This is a genomic window from Hymenobacter cellulosivorans (assembly GCF_022919135.1).
GTDB classification, from domain to species: domain Bacteria; phylum Bacteroidota; class Bacteroidia; order Cytophagales; family Hymenobacteraceae; genus Hymenobacter; species Hymenobacter cellulosivorans.
Genome location: NZ_CP095049.1, coordinates 323,533 through 342,511, shown reverse-complemented (window position 1 = coordinate 342,511; position 18,979 = coordinate 323,533). Strand labels below are relative to the sequence as shown.

At 59.2% G+C, this 18,979-nt stretch carries 15 protein-coding genes; 10 read left to right on the top strand and 5 right to left on the bottom strand.

What is annotated here, in order from left to right; genetic code table 11:
• The first annotated feature begins 35 nt into the window (after window positions 1–35).
• The 4 genes from MUN80_RS01560 (at window position 36) to MUN80_RS01545 (ending at window position 4,378) form a co-directional block, all read left to right on the top strand.
• Entirely contained in the window at window positions 36–596 is a 561-nt protein-coding gene (locus MUN80_RS01560; protein WP_244718714.1) for a hypothetical protein, read from the top strand.
• A gap of 149 nt (window positions 597–745) precedes the next feature.
• Window positions 746–1,273, top strand: coding sequence for a hypothetical protein (locus tag MUN80_RS01555; RefSeq protein WP_244718711.1), 528 nt, complete (start codon window positions 746–748; stop codon window positions 1,271–1,273).
• A 201-nt stretch (window positions 1,274–1,474) separates the two neighbouring features.
• Window positions 1,475–3,415 (top strand): 1-deoxy-D-xylulose-5-phosphate synthase, encoded by a 1,941-nt coding sequence (dxs, locus tag MUN80_RS01550; RefSeq protein WP_244718708.1) that lies wholly within the window; start codon window positions 1,475–1,477, stop codon window positions 3,413–3,415.
• 414 nt (window positions 3,416–3,829) lie between these two features.
• On the top strand, window positions 3,830–4,378 hold the full coding sequence (locus tag MUN80_RS01545; protein WP_244718705.1) for a YceI family protein: 549 nt from the start codon (window positions 3,830–3,832) through the stop codon (window positions 4,376–4,378).
• A gap of 45 nt (window positions 4,379–4,423) precedes the next feature.
• On the opposite strand, the gene MUN80_RS01540 is transcribed toward MUN80_RS01545, so the two are convergent.
• A complete protein-coding gene (locus tag MUN80_RS01540; RefSeq protein ID WP_244718703.1) occupies window positions 4,424–5,449 on the bottom strand; it encodes an SRPBCC family protein in 1,026 nt (341 codons plus the stop codon).
• A gap of 92 nt (window positions 5,450–5,541) precedes the next feature.
• Between MUN80_RS01540 and MUN80_RS01535 the strand changes: the two genes are divergently transcribed.
• Window positions 5,542–6,300, top strand: a complete 759-nt coding sequence (locus MUN80_RS01535) for an alpha/beta fold hydrolase (RefSeq protein WP_244718701.1) — start codon at window positions 5,542–5,544, stop codon at window positions 6,298–6,300.
• 44 nt (window positions 6,301–6,344) lie between these two features.
• Here MUN80_RS01535 and MUN80_RS26170 read toward each other — a convergent pair whose 3' ends face one another.
• On the bottom strand, window positions 6,345–6,635 hold the full coding sequence (locus MUN80_RS26170; RefSeq protein ID WP_375373975.1) for an energy transducer TonB: 291 nt from the start codon (window positions 6,633–6,635) through the stop codon (window positions 6,345–6,347).
• Between the two features lie 332 nt (window positions 6,636–6,967).
• Entirely contained in the window at window positions 6,968–7,966 is a 999-nt protein-coding gene (locus tag MUN80_RS01530) for an aspartate-semialdehyde dehydrogenase (protein ID WP_244718699.1), read from the bottom strand.
• A gap of 198 nt (window positions 7,967–8,164) precedes the next feature.
• On the opposite strand from MUN80_RS01530, the gene MUN80_RS01525 reads away from it, so the two are divergent.
• The 5 genes from MUN80_RS01525 to MUN80_RS01505 all read left to right on the top strand — a co-directional run bounded on the left by MUN80_RS01525 (window position 8,165) and on the right by MUN80_RS01505 (window position 15,644).
• Entirely contained in the window at window positions 8,165–11,551 is a 3,387-nt protein-coding gene (locus tag MUN80_RS01525) for a lamin tail domain-containing protein (protein ID WP_244718697.1), read from the top strand.
• Between the two features lie 198 nt (window positions 11,552–11,749).
• Window positions 11,750–13,207, top strand: a complete 1,458-nt coding sequence (locus MUN80_RS01520; protein ID WP_244718695.1) for a DUF1800 domain-containing protein — start codon at window positions 11,750–11,752, stop codon at window positions 13,205–13,207.
• A gap of 151 nt (window positions 13,208–13,358) precedes the next feature.
• On the top strand, window positions 13,359–14,570 hold the full coding sequence (locus MUN80_RS01515) for a DUF1501 domain-containing protein (protein ID WP_244718693.1): 1,212 nt from the start codon (window positions 13,359–13,361) through the stop codon (window positions 14,568–14,570).
• A 137-nt stretch (window positions 14,571–14,707) separates the two neighbouring features.
• Complete coding sequence (locus tag MUN80_RS01510) at window positions 14,708–15,103, top strand: SPW repeat domain-containing protein (RefSeq protein ID WP_244718691.1); 396 nt, start codon at window positions 14,708–14,710, stop codon at window positions 15,101–15,103.
• A 166-nt stretch (window positions 15,104–15,269) separates the two neighbouring features.
• On the top strand, window positions 15,270–15,644 hold the full coding sequence (locus MUN80_RS01505; protein ID WP_244718688.1) for an SPW repeat domain-containing protein: 375 nt from the start codon (window positions 15,270–15,272) through the stop codon (window positions 15,642–15,644).
• A 69-nt stretch (window positions 15,645–15,713) separates the two neighbouring features.
• On the opposite strand, the gene MUN80_RS01500 is transcribed toward MUN80_RS01505, so the two are convergent.
• Both MUN80_RS01500 and MUN80_RS01495 read right to left on the bottom strand, forming a co-directional pair.
• Window positions 15,714–16,556: a transporter gene (locus MUN80_RS01500; RefSeq protein ID WP_244718685.1), complete on the bottom strand. Its 843-nt coding sequence runs from the start codon at window positions 16,554–16,556 to the stop codon at window positions 15,714–15,716.
• A gap of 97 nt (window positions 16,557–16,653) precedes the next feature.
• Window positions 16,654–18,915: a TonB-dependent receptor gene (locus MUN80_RS01495; protein WP_244718682.1), complete on the bottom strand. Its 2,262-nt coding sequence runs from the start codon at window positions 18,913–18,915 to the stop codon at window positions 16,654–16,656.
• Window positions 18,916–18,979 lie beyond the last annotated feature (64 nt).

The window sequence follows — 18,979 nt, the reverse complement described above, 5'->3', positions numbered from 1 at the left end:
TTAACTAGTTATCAACAATTTAATCTTTTATCCTTATGCGTAAGTATAATAGCTTTATTGCCCTCGTAGGGCTGTTGTCAGCCACGACAAGCTGCGAAAACAGTCAGGTAAAACCCAATGGCGTAGCGGCCAAACCCGCCGTGCACGCCATCAAGGATGGGCAGCCAATCATCAACCCCTTACCCGAAACCCTGCAACGTCCCGGGTTTGGCTTCGAGCTGCATTTTGGTCGGGGTACGGGCTGCCCCAACCGCGGTATCTGCTTCGTGAAGGGTACGGTGGAAGCCAACAAAATTGTGAAGTATCCGGTGGCAGGCCAGGGTACGGGCTTCTTTAGCGCCCCCGAGTACGTCGATCCGGAAACCCATATCGGCACAATGCGCATCATCTTCACCAGCGACCAGAAAAACATCAACGAGGGCGACGACTTCGACCTGACCGACGGCGGCACCGTGCTGAGCCTGGAGAAGCCCGGTTTGCTGGGCGGCGACTACAAGCAGCTTAGCCTGCTGGAAGGCGTCTACAAAATTATCCACGGTGATGGTACTGACCGCAACCCCTACGGCTACGTGGATGTGCCTGTGCGGTGTGAATAAGCACTACGCCTACTAACCCGGGGCCGGTTCTGCGGCCGGCTCCGGTTCTAGACTATCATTTGTGTATTTGTAATTATTGTAAGTATCTATTTTATAGTATTTTATCTTTTATTATTATGCGATTCAATATCTATACATCTATAGTGGCAATGGGGACGGTGTTGCTGTTGGCCAGCTGCGAGCAAACCACGGTAGCACCGACCCAGCCCCGCGCCACCGCCACCACGCAGCGCGTGGAAGTGGGCGACAAAATCATCAATCCCGTGGCCGGTACCGAGCAAACGGCAGGCCGTCTCATTGACTGGCGCTGGGGCCGTTGGGACCGAAACTGCGGGGGCGCGGGCATTTGCTATATCCGTATCTGGCTCACGCAGCATAACGTGGCTGAGTACCCAGTAGTAGGCGAGGGCACGGGCTTCCTAAGCGCCCCGGTTAACGTAGATCCTAAGACGAGCCAGGGCACCATCCGAATCATCTTCACCAAACAGCAGGAAAATATTGATGCTGAAAAGCTGTTCACGGTAGCCAAGGAAGGCACCACGTTCGATGACGAAACTGCCCACGCCTTTGGCTACTCGCAGGTCGTAATTCAGGCCGGCGACTACCCCATTATCCACGGTGACGGCTCGGCCACCAATCCTTTCGGCTACGTCGACGTGACGGCCGCTTGCAAATAACGGCCTAGCTTTAACGGCCGCCTAACTACCCTTCCCCGACGGGCTTGCCCGTAGTCACCCGACTCACTGCCGTGCCCACAACCGGTACCTGTGAAAAGTCGTACCTTTGCGTGTTACAAAGGCAAATAGTACAAAGCCGCTAACCTTTAGGCTCCTCTGTCTGTTGCCTTGCTGAAAATCCTCCCCTTGCCCTCTCTCAAGATGCTTGTCGAACCCGGTGAATTGCTGGCGGCCATAAACTCGCCTGACGATCTTAAAAAGCTCAGTGAAGATCAACTGGTTCAAGTCAGCCAGGAGCTTCGACAGTTCATTATCGACTCGGTTTCCATTTACGGAGGCCATTTCGGGGCCTCTCTGGGCGTGGTTGAGCTGACGGTAGCCTTGCACTACGTCTTCAATACGCCCTACGACCAGCTGGTATGGGATGTGGGCCACCAGGCTTACGGCCACAAAATCCTGACCGGGCGGCGCGACCGGTTCCCCACCAATCGTCGCTACGGCGGTATGTCGGGCTTCCCCAAGCGCAAGGAGAGTGAGTACGACGCCTTTGGGGTGGGGCACAGCAGCACCAGTATCGGCGCGGCGCTGGGCATGGCCGTGGCTTCCGACTATAAGGGGGAGAAGGACCGGCAGCACATTGCCGTAATCGGCGACGGGGCCATGACGGCCGGTATGGCGTTTGAGGCTCTTAACCACGCCGGCGTAGCCAACTCCAACCTGCTTGTTATCCTCAATGACAACTGCATGAGCATCGACCCCAACGTGGGCGCGCTCAAGGAATACCTTACCGACATTACTACTTCCCGCACCTATAATAAGGTGCGCGACGAGCTCTGGAACGTGCTGGGCAAGCTCAGCAAGTTTGGCCCCAACCCCCAGCAGATTGCCCGCAAGGTGGAGCAGGCCATGAAGGCTACGCTGCTTAAGCAAAGCAACCTGTTTGAGGCTCTCAACTTCCGCTATTTCGGCCCCGTGGATGGGCACGACGTGCAGCACCTGGCCACTATTCTGCGAGACCTGAAGACCATTCCCGGTCCCAAAATTCTGCACTGTGTGACCGTGAAAGGTAAAGGCTACGCTCTAGCCGAGAAAGACCAGACCCTGTGGCACGCCCCGGGTTTGTTCGACAAGATTACCGGCGAAATCCACACCAAGACCTACGAGAAGCCCCAGCCGCCGAAGTACCAGGACGTGTTTGGCCACACGATGGTGGAATTGGCCGAGCAGAACGACAAGGTGATGGGCGTAACGCCCGCCATGCCTTCGGGCTGCTCCCTGAACATTATGATGAAGGCCATGCCCGACCGCGCTTTCGACGTGGGCATTGCCGAGCAGCACGCCGTGACCTTCTCCGCGGGCCTGGCCACGCAGGGACTGGTGCCGTTCTGCAACATCTACTCCTCGTTTATGCAGCGCGCCTACGACCAGGTGCTGCACGACGTGGCTTTGCAAAACCTGAACGTGGTGTTCTGCCTCGACCGGGCCGGTTTTGCCGGTGCCGATGGCCCCACCCACCACGGTTGCTACGACATTGCCTATATGCGCAGCATCCCGAACATGGTGGTATCGGCCCCGATGAACGAGGAGGAGCTGCGCAACCTGATGTACACGGCCCAGTTGCCCGATATGGGTCCGTTCAGCATCCGCTACCCCCGCGGCGAAGGCATGATGCCCGAATGGCGTACGCCGCTTAAGAAAATCGCCGTGGGCACCGGCCGCGTGGTGCGCGAGGGCGAAGGCGTGGCGATTCTGAGTATCGGCCACATCGGCAACTACGCCGCCAAGGCTACTCAGCAGCTGGCCGCCGAAGGCCTGAATGTAGGGCACTACGATATGCGCTTTGCTAAGCCCCTCGATGAGGAAATGCTGGCCGCCGCCCTGAGCAAGTACAAAGCCATTGTAACGGTGGAAGACGGCTGCCTGCCCGGTGGTTTCGGCGCCGCCATCCTGGAGTTCATGGCCGACCACGGCTACTCGGTACCCGTGAAGCGCCTCGGCATCCCGGACCGCATCGTGGAGCACGGTACCCAGGATGAGCTCTACAAAGAGTGTGGCTTCGATGTTGCCGGTATTGCCGCCGCCGTGCGCGAAATGGCCGGCAAGGTAGCCGCTAAGGCAGCTGTTGAGAAAGTGGTTCTGTAAGGGAATTAGCTATAGGAAAAGCCCCGCTGGATTCGTCCGGCGGGGCTTTGTGTTTTACTGGACTTGTAGCTTCCGAAAGGGTTGGCGGGAAAAGTAAACGGCCAGGAATCCCCAAGCTCTGTTTAGGAGGTAAAAACCACTTGGAAAGAAGTGACTGAGAGGGAGAGATGTGCTGGATAATGCCCGGTGCGGCGCCCAATACAGCTCGCCCAGAGGAGAGATTATCAGAGCCCTGATTCAGGATGGGGTAGGAGCAGAGCAGAGAATCGGATGAACCAAATAAAAAATAATTGATGTAGGTACATTGATGTATGTACACTAGTTGTATATTTGCATCATCAATCAGCCGCAGCAGCTCTGGCTGCCGCAGCTGAGCCAGCATCAATCAAGAAACAACCCCAATTTCACCGCATCATGGCCACTACCAAATGGGCAATTGACCCCACGCACTCCGAGGTTCAGTTCAAAATCAAGCACCTCGTGATTTCGACCGTAACAGGCTCGTTCAAGAAGTTTTCGGGCGAAGCCATTACCGAAAATGACAGCTTCGAAAATGCCCAGGTAACCTTCTCGCTCGACGTGCACAGCATCGACACCAACCAGGAGCAGCGCGACGAGCACCTGCGCAACAACGACTTCTTCGACGTGCCGACCTACCCGAACATCACCTTCGTATCGACGGGCATGAGCAAGACCGGCGACGACACCTACAAGCTGCTGGGCAACCTGACGGTGAAAGACGTGACTAAGCCCATTACCCTCGACGTGGAGTACGGCGGCACCGCCACCGACTTCTACGGCAACGAAAAGGCTGGCTTTGAAGTAACTGGCAAAATCAACCGCAAGGAGTTTGGCCTAACCTTCAGCGCCGTAACCGAAACCGGCTCCATCGTACTCGGCGACGACGTGAAGCTGTTTGCCAACGTGCAGTTCGTGAAGCAGCAAGCCGAAGTAGCAGCCTAAGTCTAGCGGAATCCGGACCTAGGCCGGCGGATCTGCCCCGCCAGCTTAGTGCCGCCCCGATACAATTCCCGAAGCCGAAGTAGCCTGTGCTGCTTCGGCTTCGCTGCGTTTGGCCACCACCCGCAGGATGCGCGCCTGGATTTCGCTCATCACGTAGTCGGTCCACAGCCCGGCGTAGGGATTGAGGCGGGTGCTCAAGCGCTGCTGGCTGTAAAGGATAAGCCGGGTTTGGCCGGGGCCGGCGGGTTGCAGCTCATAGGTACCGCGCAGCACGTCGAAAAACCGGCCGCCGACGGTGACGTGCTCATCGAAGGTGGTGGGCGGAATAGTGGCCGTATTGGGCACGATGCTGAAGGAAATGCGCCGCAGCGGCTCCCACACGTCCACGGTTTCGATAAACTCGACGCCCCGCTCGAAAGTAGCGTGCCGCACCCCGCCCACGCCCTCGAAAGACAACGTCGCCTCCACCGGCCTTGGAAAGCCGATTTTGTCTATCAGGCTCGGGCCCAGGTCCTGGGCCGAAATGGCGGGCACTCGGATGATGTTGTGCCACACGGCCTCCACGGGGGCGTTAATCAGAATCGTGTTTTCGACGCGGCGAAAGTCGTCGGGGGCGGCAAACTGGCTTTCCAGGGGAGCGGCCACGAAAGGCAACAGGGCAAAGCCCGCCACTATGAAGGTGCTGCGCCGGCCATTCGGGCCGGGGCGGTTGCGGGTTAGAATCCGGTAGAAAGCCGCTCCCAGCAGGGACATAACCACGTAGAGCGGTGAAATAATCAGCAGGCAGATAAAACCTTCGAGGTGAAACACGAAGGCTGTCACCATAAAGAGGATAGAGGCCAGCCAGGGCCGCCATAGAAATGCAAATCCTTTGACGTCGGCAGAAGGGGCAAAGTGCTCGGTAACGGCACCCAGCCCCAGCGGAATCAGCACCAGAAAGCCCAGCATGAGCAACCCGCCGCCCTGGTTGAGCAACTCACTGGCAAAGGTGAAGCGGCCCAGCAGGGCGAAGAATAGGCCGGCCAGTACGGCAATGAAGTAATGGGCGTAGCGACGCTGAACGAAGGGCATGAGCGCAAGGAGAAGAGAAACGGCTGGGGCAAAAGTGCGTACTTGTGCCCAGTTCAACCCTATGCCGCCTTCTTGCGGTAGTCTTTTACTGTATGTCATCCGCTCAACCCACCCTGGTTTTCCTGCACGGCTTCGCCGAAAGCCGCGAAATCTGGTCCGACTTCTGCCGCGACTTTCCCGACGGCTACCGCGTCATCACTCTCAACCTGCTCGGGCACGGCACCAACATCCACGACGTGCGCGACTACTCCATGGAGGCCCAGGCCCGCTACGTAGCCGACAAGCTGCGCACCGCCGGCGTGGATAAAGCCTTGTTTGTGGGCCACAGCATGGGCGGCTACGCGGCCCTGGCCTTTGCTGAGCGGTGGCCCGAACGGGTGGCGGGCCTGTGCCTGCTCAACTCCTCTGCCTACGCCGACTCGGAGGAGAAAAAAGCCAACCGCGAAAAGAACGTGGCCTTCGTGGAGCGGCATGGCGTGGAGAAATTCATGGAGTCGTTTATCCGGCCCCTGTTTGCCCCGGTACACCGCGAGGCCATGCAGGCCCAGCGCGAGTTTCTGGAGGAAATCGGCAAAGCCACGCCCCTCGAAACCATCGTGGGCGGCATGCGGGCCATGGCCGCCCGCCCCGACCGGACCAAGGTGCTACGCGAGGCCAAGTTCCCTGTGCTGCTCATTGCCGGCAAGGAAGACGTGGCCGTGCCCCTGGAGCAGTCGGTGGCTTTGGCGCCCCTGGCCCCGGTAAGCTACGCCCTGTTCCTGGCCGACGTGGGGCACCTGGCTTATTATGAAAAGCCACAGGAAGTGCGCCGGGCCGTGCTGGACTTTGCCGGGGCGGTGTTTGGGGAGTAGCAAAAAAGGCCCTCTGTGGAGGGCCTTCTTGTTTGATCTGCTGCCTAGTTGAGTATAAATCGGACGGGGACTATTATCGAAACAGGAACTAAGCGGCCGTTGTGCCGGCCGGGCTTCCAGGCGGGCAGGGTTGAAATAACGCGGAGCGCCTCGGCGTCCAGCAACGGATGCCGGGCTTTGACTACCTCGGCGCGTCGGACGTTGCCTTCCGGGTCTACCATAAAGCACACGGAAACGGCTCCTGCTATTTTTTCCTTTTTGGCTTGGGCCGGATACCAAAGATGACTTGCTATATACTGGTCTAAGCTGACCTGACCACCTGGAAATACTGGCATTTGCTCCACGAAAAAGTAGCCTCGTTCCTCAAAAACCCGCGGCTGTTGCCCCAGCGCCGACGTATTCTTCGGGGCTTGAGCCGCTTTCCGGATTGAGCTGGGTGCTGCTGGCTGGGCCACTCCCCAGTAGGGTAGTGCCAAACAGGCGCCTAGCGTAAGCAATAAGTATAGAACAGGCCTCATACTGGGAGGAAAAAAAGCGGGGATAGGCAGCGGTAAAGCATTGCTGTAGCTGGGCGGCGGGCTACTCAACGTAATTGGGCCTGCCAGCTGCTTGCCGACAGGCCCAATTATGTTGAGTATACCGGGGTTTTCACCCAGCAAGACTAGTACTAGGCCTTCAGCAGACCCAGCTTTATCATGTGCTCGGCAATCTGCACGGCGTTGGTAGCGGCACCCTTGCGCAGGTTGTCGGCCACCACCCACATGTTCAGGGTGCGGGGCTGGCTTTCGTCGCGGCGCAGGCGGCCTACCAGTACGCTGTCTTTGCCGTGGGCGTCCTTGGGCATGGGGTAGCTGTTCTTGGCCACGTCGTCCACGACTTCCACGCCTTCGGTTGCGCGCAGCAGGCGGTACACTTCCTCCAGCTCGAATTCCTGCTCAAACTCCACGTTCACCGACTCCGAGTGCCCGCCCATCACCGGGATGCGCACGGCCGTGGCCGTTACCTGGATGGAGTCGTCGCCGAGAATTTTCTTGGTTTCCTTCACCATCTTCATTTCCTCCTTGGTGTAGCCGTTGTCCTCGAACACGTCGATGTGGGGCAGCACGTTGAGGTCGATGCGGTGGGGGTAGGCCGGGTTGCTGGCATCCTGGCCGCTGCGCTCCTCCATGAGCTGGTCCACCGCTTTCTTGCCGGTGCCGGTCACGCTCTGGTAGGTGCTCACCACGATACGCTTGATGCGGAACGCCTCGTGGAGCTTGTGCAACGACAGCACCATCTGGATGGTGGAGCAGTTGGGGTTGGCAATAATCTTATCCTCCGAAGTTAGTTCCTTGGCGTTGATTTCGGGCACGACCAGCTTTTTGGTGGGGTCCATGCGCCAGGCCGAGGAGTTGTCGATGACTACGGTACCAACTTCGGCAAAGCGGGGGGCCTGCTCCTTGGACGTGCTGCCCCCGGCCGAGAAGATAGCCACGTCGGGGCGAGCCGCAATGGCGTCGTCCATGCTGATGACGTGGTAGGTTTTGCCCTGAAACTCAATGGGCAGGCCCACAGATTTCTCCGAGGCGACGGGCAACAAGTCGGTGACCGGGAAATTCCGCTCGGCCAGCACTTTCAACATTTCGCCCCCGACCAGGCCGGTGGCACCTACTACGGCTACTTTCATGGCAATAAGAGAAAAAAAGCGTCAGCCAGCTGGGCTGTACGCGTGGCAAATGTCGGGAAAAGCAAGTTACTTAGGCAGCTCGTGCGCCAATCATTACACAACGAACATCGGCTATTTTACAAACCTACTATGCAGAAAACTTCTACCCCAAAAAGTACCTTAGTAAATCTGCGAGGAGATAAACGACTTTTCGGCCTGGTGCTGCTCCTGCTGAGCCTTTGTCGGCCCGCTGCCTACGCCCAGCTGACCGAATCTTTTACCGACGGCGACTTCACCCAAAACCCGGCCTGGGTCGGTGGCACCGCCGATTTTGTGGTCAATGCCAGCCAGCAGCTGCAAAGCAACGGCCCGGCCGTAACACCCAGTACCACCCAATTGGTTACCGCCAGTCAGGCTGCCACGGGCACCACCTGGGAGTTTTACGCCAAGCTCAACCTGGCTACTTCCGGCTCCAACTACGCCGACGTCTGGCTTATGGCCGACCAGGCCGACTTGAAGGCGGCGGCCAATAAAGGCTATTTCGTGCGCCTGGGCGGCACCGACGACGAAGTATCCCTGTTTCGTAAGAATGCCTCGGCTACGGCGGCCGTACTTATCGACGGAGCCAACAGCACCTTAAACTCCACGACCAGCAATGTAGTGCGGGTGCGCGTGACCCGCTCGGTGCAGAACGTCTGGACGCTGGAGCGCGACCTGAACGGCGGGCAGAATTTCACGGCGGAAGGCAGCGTAACCGACGCTACCCACCAGCGCAGCAACTTCTTCGGAGTCACGCTGACCTACTCGGCTACGAATAACCGCAACTTTTACTTCGACGACTTTCGCATCAGCGACAACACCGCGCCCGTGCTGCAAAGTGCCTCCATCGTAAGTGCCCGGCAGGTGGATGTACTGTTCAATGAGCCGGTTTTTACGCCCAACGTAGCCACTTACCAATTTAATAACGGCACACCGGTCATCGTAAGCGTCGTGCGCGACGCCTCTGATGTAGGCCTCGTGCACCTGACGCTGGCCGCCGACCTGGCCCCGGGTGCCAATACGCTGACCTTGCGGGCCGGTGACCTCTACGGCAATATAACCGGACCCCTGACGACCACGCTCACCTTCTCGCCGCCCGCTGTGGCCCCGGGCTACTATCAGCTGCTCATCACTGAAATCCTGGCCGACGAGCTGCCGGTCGTAGGGTTGCCGGCTTCGGAGTTCGTGGAGATTCACAACCCTTCGGCCACGCAGACGCTGGATCTGGGCGGGGTGCGGCTGCTGCGTACGTCGAGCACCGGCACGCCGGCCGTGTTTCCGGCCGGGGCTCAGCTACTGCCCGGCGAGTACGCCGTGGTGTGCGGCAGTACCCGCACGGCCCAGTTTGCCGCTTATGGAAAGGTGTTTGGCCTGAGCAATTTTCCGTCTTTGACTAATGCCGGCGACGAGCTGCTGCTGCGGGGCCGCGACGGGCGGACTCTTTTCGAAGTGCGCTACACCGATGCCTGGTACCGCGACGCGGTAAAAAAGGAGGGAGGCTGGAGTCTGGAAATGATAGACACGGCTAACCCCTGCGGCGGCGCCACCAACTGGACGGCCAGCACCGATGCCAGCGGGGGCACGCCCGGTCGGGCCAACTCGGTGCGGGCCACCAACGCCGACCGGACCGCGCCGCTGCTGCGCCGCGCCTCTGTGCTCAGTCCTACCGTAGTGCGCCTAGAATTCGATGAAAAGCTGGACAGCGTGCAGGCGGCCAATCCGGCTCTCTACAGCCTGGCCCCGGGCCTGACCATTACCCGCGTAACGCCCGTGCCCTTTGATTTCCGGGCCGTAGAGCTGACGCTGGCTACCCCGCTGGCCGCGGCCCAGCTTTACACGGCCACCGTGCAGCGCGCCGTGGATTGCGTGGGCAATGCTACCGGCGCGGCGGCCAGCGTCACGTTTGGCCTACCGGTGGTGCCCACGGTAGGGCAGGTTATCATCACCGAAATCCTGGCCGACGAAACGCCGACTGTAGGTCTGCCGGCTTCGGAGTACCTGGAAATTCACAACCCCACCACCCGGATTCTGGACCTTGGCGGTATGCGGCTCCTTAAACCGGGCAGCAGCTCAGCCGCCGTGTTTCCGGATACGACCCGCCTGCAGCCGGGCCAGTACGCCGTGGTGTGCAGTAGTACCCGGACGGCTTTGTTTGCCCGCTACGGTAGCGTGTTTGGCTTGAGCAACTTCCCGAGCTTATCCAACGACGGGGACCAGCTCGTGCTGCGGGCCCGGGACGGACGGACGCTGTTTGAAGTCTCGTATTCGAGTACCTGGTACAAGGACGCGGCCAAGAAAGACGGGGGCTGGGCCCTGGAAATGGTGGATGCCGGCAACTTCTGCGCTGGTAATGAGAACTGGACGGCGAGCACCGATGCCAGCGGGGGCACGCCCGGTCGGGCCAACTCGGTGCGGGCCACCAACCCCGACCGGACCGCGCCGGTGCTCCTGCGGGCCGTGGCGGTTTCGCCCACGATAGTGCGGCTGTTCTTTGGGGAAAAGCTCGACAGCGTGTCGGCAGCCAACCCAGCCCTGTATACATTCAGCCCCAACACTACCGTTACCCGGGCCGCGCCCGTTTCCCCGGATTTCCGGGCCGTGGACCTGACGCTGGGCTCGGCGCTGGCCGCCAGTCAGCCTATTACCGTGAGTGTGCAGCGCGCCACCGACTGCGTGGGCAATGCTACCGGGGCGGCCGCTACGGCTACGTTTGGTTTGCCCTCAGCTCCGGCGCAAAATGACGTGGTTATCAACGAAATCCTGTTCAACCCGCGCAGCGGCGGCGTTGATTTTGTCGAGCTTATTAACCGCTCAAACAAATACCTGAACCTGCAGGGCTGGGAGTTGGGCAACATAGCTCCCGGCGGCGTGGTCTCTGAGCCTATCAGCAGCGGGCCCTATGTGCTGGCGCCGGGCCAACTGGTGGTGCTGACTACCAAGCCTGACCTGGTGCAAAGCCAGTACCCAACCAACGACCCCAACGCCTTTTTAACCCTGCCTGCGCTGCCCACCTTGGCCGATGATGCCGGCACCGTGTTGGTATTCGACTCGCAAAAGCGCCTGCTGGACCGCTATGACTTCGACGAAAACCAGCACCTGGGCTTGCTCGATTCCAAGGATGGCGTGTCGTTGGAGCGGATCCGGACCGACGGGCCGAGCGTGGCCAGCAACTTCCACTCGGCCGCCAGTACCGTGGGCTACGCCACGCCGGGCCGGCGCAACTCCCAATATCAGGACGACCCCGGCGGGAGCAAGCTCTTTACCTTGGAGCCCGAGGTGTTTACGCCCGACGCCGATGGCCAGCAGGACTTCACCACGCTCAACTACCGCGTCGACCAGCCCGGCTTTGCGGCCAGCATTACGGTGTACGACGCCCAGGGCCGCCTGGCGCGGCGGCTGGTGCGCAACGAAACCATGGCCACTTCGGGCTTTTTCCAGTGGGACGGCCTCAACGACCAGGGCCGCAAAGTCCCCATCGGCTACTACATTCTGCACATAGAGCTCCTACAGCCCAGCGGCGAGAAAAAGGAATACAAAAAGAGCGTGGTAGTCGGGGCTCGTTTCTAGACCACAGATTGGGCACGCCGAACTTGGTTTCGACGGATGTTGAGGATGGGTCGGATTGTGTGAATGGCGCGGGCGGTAATTGACGCTGTTTCGAACATGCACTGCGAAGCTCTGCGCCATGTACTACGGGACATTGCGCGAAATTCATTGGCCAGAATCTGAAATTAAACCCTTGGCACTAAGCTGCGTCCAAGGGATATGACGAACCAACAGCAACTGCAGCATTTGTACTGGCGCGCGGGCTTTGGGCCGCGGCCGCAGGATATTGCCGCTAACCCCAATCCGCGCAAGGCGCTGCGGCAGTTGCTGCGGGATGCGGCGGAGTATCAGCCCCTGGCTGGCCCCAGGATTCAGGCCGCCGAAATGCAGGCCATGACCCCGGTTCCGACCCCCGATTTGCGCCAGGACCCGCAGGCCCCGGCTTTGAAAAAAGGCGAGCTGACGTCCGAGCAGCGCAAGGAGCAGAACCGGCAGATTCGGGAGGCTTTCTACACCATGAATACCGGCTGGCTAGAGCGAATGGCCACGTCGCCGGCCCAACTGCGCGAGAAAATGACCTTTTTCTGGCACGGCCACTTCGCCTGCCGGGTTCGCCGCCCCGCTGCCGCTTTGCAGCTTAACAACACCATCCGGCAGTTGGCTCTCGGGAAGTTCAGCGACCTGCTGCTGGCCGTGAGCAAGGAGCCGGCTATGCTGCAATTCCTCAACAACCAGCAGAACCGCAAGCAACGCCCCAACGAGAATTTCGCCCGCGAAGTCATGGAGCTCTTCACCATCGGGCGCGGGCACTACGCCGAGCAGGATGTAAAGGAAGCCGCCCGGGCCTTCACCGGCTGGAGCTACGACGCCCAGGGCCAGTTTGTGTTTCGGGAGCGGCAGCACGACGCTGGCCCGAAAATCTTTCTGGGTCGCACCGGCAACTTCGGCGGCGAGGACATTCTCCGCATCATCCTGGAGCAGCCCCATACAGCTGAGTTCATTACCACCAAGCTCTACCGGTTTTTCGTCAACGACGCGCCCAACCCGGCCCATATTCAGCCCCTGGCCCAGGCATTTTTCCGGAGCGGCTACGACATCAGTGACCTGGTGGAGCGCCTGTTTACGGCCGACTGGTTTTACGACGCGGCTAATGTGGGCACCCGTATCAAGTCGCCCATTGAGCTGCTGGCCGGCATCAAGCGTACGTTGGGCGTGGAGCTGGAGGATAAGAAGCCGCTGATTGTATTCCAGAAAGCGTTGGGCCAGACCCTGTTTGAGCCGCCGAACGTGGCGGGTTGGGCCGGCGGCCGCAGCTGGATTGACTCGTCTACGCTGCTGTTTCGTCTGCAACTGCCGCAGGTGCTGCTCAGAAACGCCGAAATCAGCATCGCCCTCAAGGAAGATGAAAACGACCTCGACCCTCAGCAAACCAAGTCCGACCGAACCTTTCGCCAACCGGTGAAAGCCAAGGCCAAATTGGCGCCACTGGGCTTGTTGCTGGCCAAAACACCCGAAGCCCAGCAGCCCGCCGCACTCAGCCAGTTCCTGCTGCAGGCGCCCATCCGGCCCGAAAATCTGCAACTGGTGCAGCAAATGGCCCAGAAAGCTTCTGCCGAAGGCCGCCTGCGCACCATGGTGACCAGCCTGCTCAGCCTGCCCGAGTACCAGCTGATGTAAGCAGGAGCTTCTGCACCGAATAAATAGGCCGAGCGTCATGCCGAGCTTGCCGATAAATCTCGCGTGCAAGGACAATCAGATAACTTCTACGGGAAAGGTGCTTCAACAAGTGGACGCCAGATCAAGCCTGACTGCTTAACCCAAAACCAATATGCCTACTTCCCGCCGCGACTTTTTGAAAACTTCGGTGCTGGCCAGTTCCCTGCTGTTCGTGCCCAAATTTTTGCACGCCCTAGACCAGCAGGGCGTGCCGCAACTGCGCAACTCCAACGGCAAGCGTCTGGTGGTGGTGCAGCTCGGCGGCGGCAACGACGGTCTGAACATGGTGGTGCCTTTCCGTAACGACCTGTACTACAAGGCCCGGCCCACGCTGGGAATCAAGGAGCAAAGCGGAATTCTGACCCTGGACCAAGACCTGGGGTTCAATCCCCACATGACCCAGCTCAAGGGCCTCTACGACCAGGGTCTGGTGGGGGTGCTCAACAGCGTAGGGTACCCCAACCCCGACCGGTCCCACTTCCGGTCCATGGACATCTGGCAGAGCGGCTCGGCTTCCGACCAGTACGTGACGACCGGCTGGCTCGGCCGCTACCTCGACTCTAGCTGCTCGGCCTGCCAGGTGCCTTACAATGGTTTGGAAGTAGATGACACGCTGAGCCTGGCTATGAAGGGCGAGCTGCGCAAAGGCTTGGCGCTGAAAAATCCGGAGAAGTTTCACCAGGTCACCCAGAACCGATTTCTGCGGCAGGTGAGCGGGGAAAAAGCCGGTGGCAGCGGCTCCGAGCTGGATTATCTGTACAAGACCCTGGCCGAAACGGCTTCTTCGGCCGACTACCTTTACCAGACCTCCAAAGTCTATAAATCGGCCATAACATATCCGAATACGGAGTTTGGCAAGAACCTCAAGACCACCGCCGAACTGATTAATTCCGGCATCGAGTCCCGGGTGTTCTACGTTTCGCTCACCGGCTTCGATACCCACGTGCGGCAGCAGGAGCAGCAGGGTAAATTGCTCGGCGACCTGTCGGGCGGGCTGGGCGCTTTTGTTGAAGATTTGCAGAAAAGCGGGCAGCTCAACGACACGCTGATTCTGGTATTTTCCGAGTTTGGCCGCCGCGTGACTCAGAACGCGAGCAACGGAACCGACCACGGCACGGCCAACAATGTGCTGCTGCTCGGCGGCGGCCTGCGGCAAAAAGGCATCCTCAACGACGCCCCCGATCTGCTCAACCTCGACCAGGGTGACCTGAAGTATCAGCTCGACTTTCGCAGCGTATACGCCACCATCCTGCGCGACTGGCTCGGGGCCGATGACCAAGCCATTCTGGGCAGTGAGTTTGCCCGGCTTTCGGGGCTGGTATAGATAAGGTACAGCTGTACCGTTAAAGCTATAAACTCATCCATAAATTATATTTTTTATTAGCTCGACAATATCCTTTGGGTTGCAAGGGCGTACAAAAGCGCAGTTAGTACCACTTCCAACCCTTAAAACTTCGCACCATGAAAGTTATATCACCCCGCGTGCACGGCATGCTCGACTACGGAACGATTCTGCTGTTTGCCCTGGCCCCCACGCTCTTCGACCTGGACGGCACCTACGCTACCGTATGTTATGTACTGGCTGCCGGCTATCTGGTTGTTACGCTGCTTACTGACTTCCAAATGGGGGTTGCCCACCTGATTTCGTTCCCGATGCACGGCTGGCTGGAACTCGTTAGCGGCATTGCCCTGCTGGCCTCGCCCTTCCTCTTTGGCTTTGCCGATGACAACGAAACGGCCCGTAATTTCTTCATGGGCATGGGCGTGCTTTTCCTCGGTACCTGGATGCTGACCGATTGGCATGCTGATACTCACACTCAGACTCACGGCCACGGCACGATGATGCCCAATCACTAAGCTTAGCGTATTACGCTGAGCTGTCAAGTCGTAAAGCCCGGTTACTGCATAGTAGCCGGGCTTTTTTGTGGGTTTATAACGGGTAATAAATTGAAGGTCAACAATATCCTTCTCGACGTGCTAGCGTAGAAAAACTGCTTCGCCTCTTTTCAACCCTCACCGTGCTATGAAAATCCTTTCACCTTCCGCCCACGGAATCATTGACGTGTGCTTTATCACCTTCGTGGCCTTGGCCCCCGTTATGTTCGACTTGGAACCCGCCATTGACACGGCCTGCTTCGTGCTGGCCGGGGGCTACCTGCTCGTCACGCTGCTCACCGATTTCCGCCTGGGCCTGCTGCGCCTGATTCCTTTTCCGGTGCACGGCTGGCTAGACCTGCTCACCGGCGTGGCTCTGGCCGCGGCACCTTTCCTGTTCCACTTCGAGGCGAATAGCGACGAACGAAACCTGTTTCTGGGCCTGGGTATCTTCTCCATCATCGTCTGGCTTATCACCGATTGGAAAGCTCAAACCCGCTCCCTGATAACGGATAATGGCTAACCACTTGGTTATTGCTAATAAAAAAGCCCGTGCTGTAATCAGCACGGGCTTTTTTGTGAAGGCAGAACCTTACCGGCGGAAGCTGACGCCCAAAAAGTATTCGTGGTCTGTTTCTTTGGTCAGGGCCAGGTGGGTGCCGAAGTCCACGATGAGATTGTCGCTCAGGTGCAGCTGCGGGCCCACATTGAAGTTGGCCTGCCAGGCATTCTGGCGGGTATTCCATATCCCGACAACCTCGGCGAAGGCCGAGAGAAATTCCGAAAACTCCACGTCGACGGCGGTGCTGGGGGCCAGCATCACGTAGCGCTGCTGCTCGTCCCGGTCGTAGTCCAGGTCGCTGCGCAACTGGAATTGCAGGTTGAACTGCTTGCTAAAATCGTGGCTGTAGGGCACAATCAGGCCGTATTCTGTAACACTGGTACCCACCGCCGGCCCTACCGGTAGTCGCACGAACCCGATAAGCGCCAAGGCGTCGGGCTTACCGTCTTCGCCCAGAAAGGTGTGCTTTACCCGCAGGGTCAGGTCGCCGAAACCCTGGTGTTTTTCCTCGGGCTGGTCGTCGTCCCACTCTTTCTCAACGGAGTAGGAATCCAGCTCGGCCTGCACGTCGGTCCGGGTCGTAACGCCGAGCTTGAGCAGGGCGTGGTTGAGGTAGAAATTCCGTTCGTGGTGCTGCTCTTCCTGCTTGTTCACCAGGCGCAGCAAGTCACTCTCAATCTGAAAGTGGCCGGGGTCGACGGTGAATGGGCTTTCGGAGTAGCCGGGCCGGTCGGGGCGCAATTCCCGCATCATGTTGCGGGGCGTGGGCCGAAACAGGTTGTAGCCAGCCTTGGCCGTTATGGAATCCTGGTTTTGGGCGGCGGCCCAGAAGGGGAGTACTAGTGTGGTCAGGAGTAGGGAGCAGAACTTCATAGCGCGGAGGAAAAAATTGTACTATTCAGCCCGCATACGCAGAAGCTCGGCGGCCGGTGCATGCAGCAGCGCAATTGCGTACTTATACAGATGGTATTTACAGAGTATAGCGCAGCCCCAGGAAAGTGCGGCGACCTTGGACTGGGGCGTAGTTGTACTCAGTGTCAAAGGAATAGCCGTTGGGATTGTCCTGGCCTACGTATTTATCGAAGGGGTCAAAGGCGCGAATCAGCACGTGGCGGGGCAGAAAATCAAGCAGGTTTTTCAGCCCGCCGTATACTTCCAGGTGTTCACCGAGGCGCTTGGTGAGTTGCAGGTTTTGGAGGGAGTACCACGGGGAGCGGGCCGGGCGGTAGTCGTTGGGCTGCACGGGCAGCTGCATGGGTCCGTTCACCTGCCCGGTATAGTCTATCACCACGCCCAGGCGGGCCAGGGTGTAGCTCACGGCATAGGTGCCCGAGAAAACCGGGGCGTGGAGCTGCTGTACGCGCCGCAGGGGCCCGCCGCCTTCGGGCCGCTCCTGCCGGAACACGTCCATCAGCGTAAAGCCCGCAATAACCTTCAGGGGCCGGGAAAACGTGAAGTCCGTGTTTAGCGTCAGGCCCCGCGACACGGCGTAGCCATCCAGGTTGCGGTAGATAATCTGGTTGACGTCGGTGGTGTAGTCGGGGCTGATTTTGTTGGTGAAGTAAGTATAAAAGGCACTGGCGTCGACAGTGAGCTGACCGACGGCGGTGGTAAAGAAGCGTTGGTAATTCACGTTGGCATTCCAGCTCCGCTCGGGCCGCAGGGCTTCGGGTACTACCACCTGCCGGGCTCCGGTCAGAGCGGCGTGGTCTTCCGTAAATAGGTTTACCACGCGGTAGCCGTTGCCCACGCCCACGCGCACCACCTGGCTGTTGTCGGGCTTGCTCCATTTATAGTTGAGACGGGGCGAAAGAATGCTGCCGTGCACCGAGTTGTAGTCGTAGCGCAGGCCGGCCAGCAGGGTGGCGTTTTCGGTTACCTTCCACTCATCCTGGGCAAAAATGCCGGGCAGACTGGTTTTGTCGGGTTGGGTTACGGTCTGGTCGCCGTCGGGGCGGGCCGTGGCGGGTGTGTTGTCGTCGTACCAAGTGTAGCGGTAGGTAGCGCCCAGCAGCAGACTGTGCCGGATGCTCAACTCCCGGGCCCAGGTGAGCTGGCCGAATCCCACGCGCTGGGTGGCCCGGTACAGCGTGGTGCCGTAGGCCGAGTTTTGGCGGTGCTGGTTATAGGAGCCGCTGAGCATAAATTTCTGGCCTGCTACCGGCAGCTGGTACTGGCCCAGCAGCTCGTAGCGGCTCGTGTACACACTCTCTCCGTAGATACTGTCGCCGCCCCGAAACTCGGGTGTCCAGCCCAGCTGCCCCCCAAACCGGTCTTCGTAGTAATAGCGCCCGGCCAGGTTAGCTACCCGCTCCTGAGGCCGCTGCAACGACCATTTATTGAACACCGAACCGCGTTTCTGGGTCGGCAAGTCGGTGAAGCCGTCTTCGTTTACGTCGCGGCGCTGGTCGTAGCCAAACAGATTGGTGCTGAGTAGGGTAGTGGCCTTTCCAACCTTGGCTGCCGTGCCCAAATCCAGGTTCATTTCGCCATGGGAAGTCCCGAAGGCATCGGCTGTGAAGCGGGGTGCCTTCGCCGGGTTCTTGGTAATAACGTTGATAAGCCCACCCACAGCCTCTGAGCCGTAGAGCGTGGAAGCCGGCCCTTTCACCACCTCAATCCGGTCGACCATACTGTTGGGAATGCCGCTCAGCCCATACACCGTGGAGAGGGAGCTGACAATGGGCATACCGTCAATCAGTACCATCGTGTAGGGCCCTTCCAGCCCGTTGATGTGGATGTCACCGGTGTTGCAGATGTTGCAGTTGAGCTGGGGCCGCACCCCGTTGACCATCGTCAGGTTCTCAAACAAGCAGGCGCTGGGATTTTTCTGGAAGTAGCGCGGCGTATAAATCTCCACCGCCACCGGCGACTGGCTTTTCACTACTTCGCTCAGCGTGCCGCTTACCACCACGTCGCCCAACTCGTTGCTGTTGCCGCTCAACGCCACGTTCACCGTTGCTGCCTGCCCGCTGCTCACTGTCACGGTCCGCTCCGTCGGCAGAAAGCCTACCGCACTTACTACTACCCGCTGCGGCCCCGCTGGTACCTTACCCAACGAAAAGGCCCCGTTTTCGTCGGCCGTAGTGCCCAGCGTAGTGCCTTTCAGGCCAATGCTGGCGAAGGGCACTACCTTGCCTTCAGCCCGCACCGTGCCTTTTATAGAGCCGGTCTGGGCCTGGGCCAAGGCAGTTGTGCAGAAGTAGAGGAACAGGAGCAGAAGTGTTTTCATAGTGGAATAGTCGAGGTTTAGGATGAACTCTTATTTTTATTTAGACGAGTCTAAAAGTAAAGCC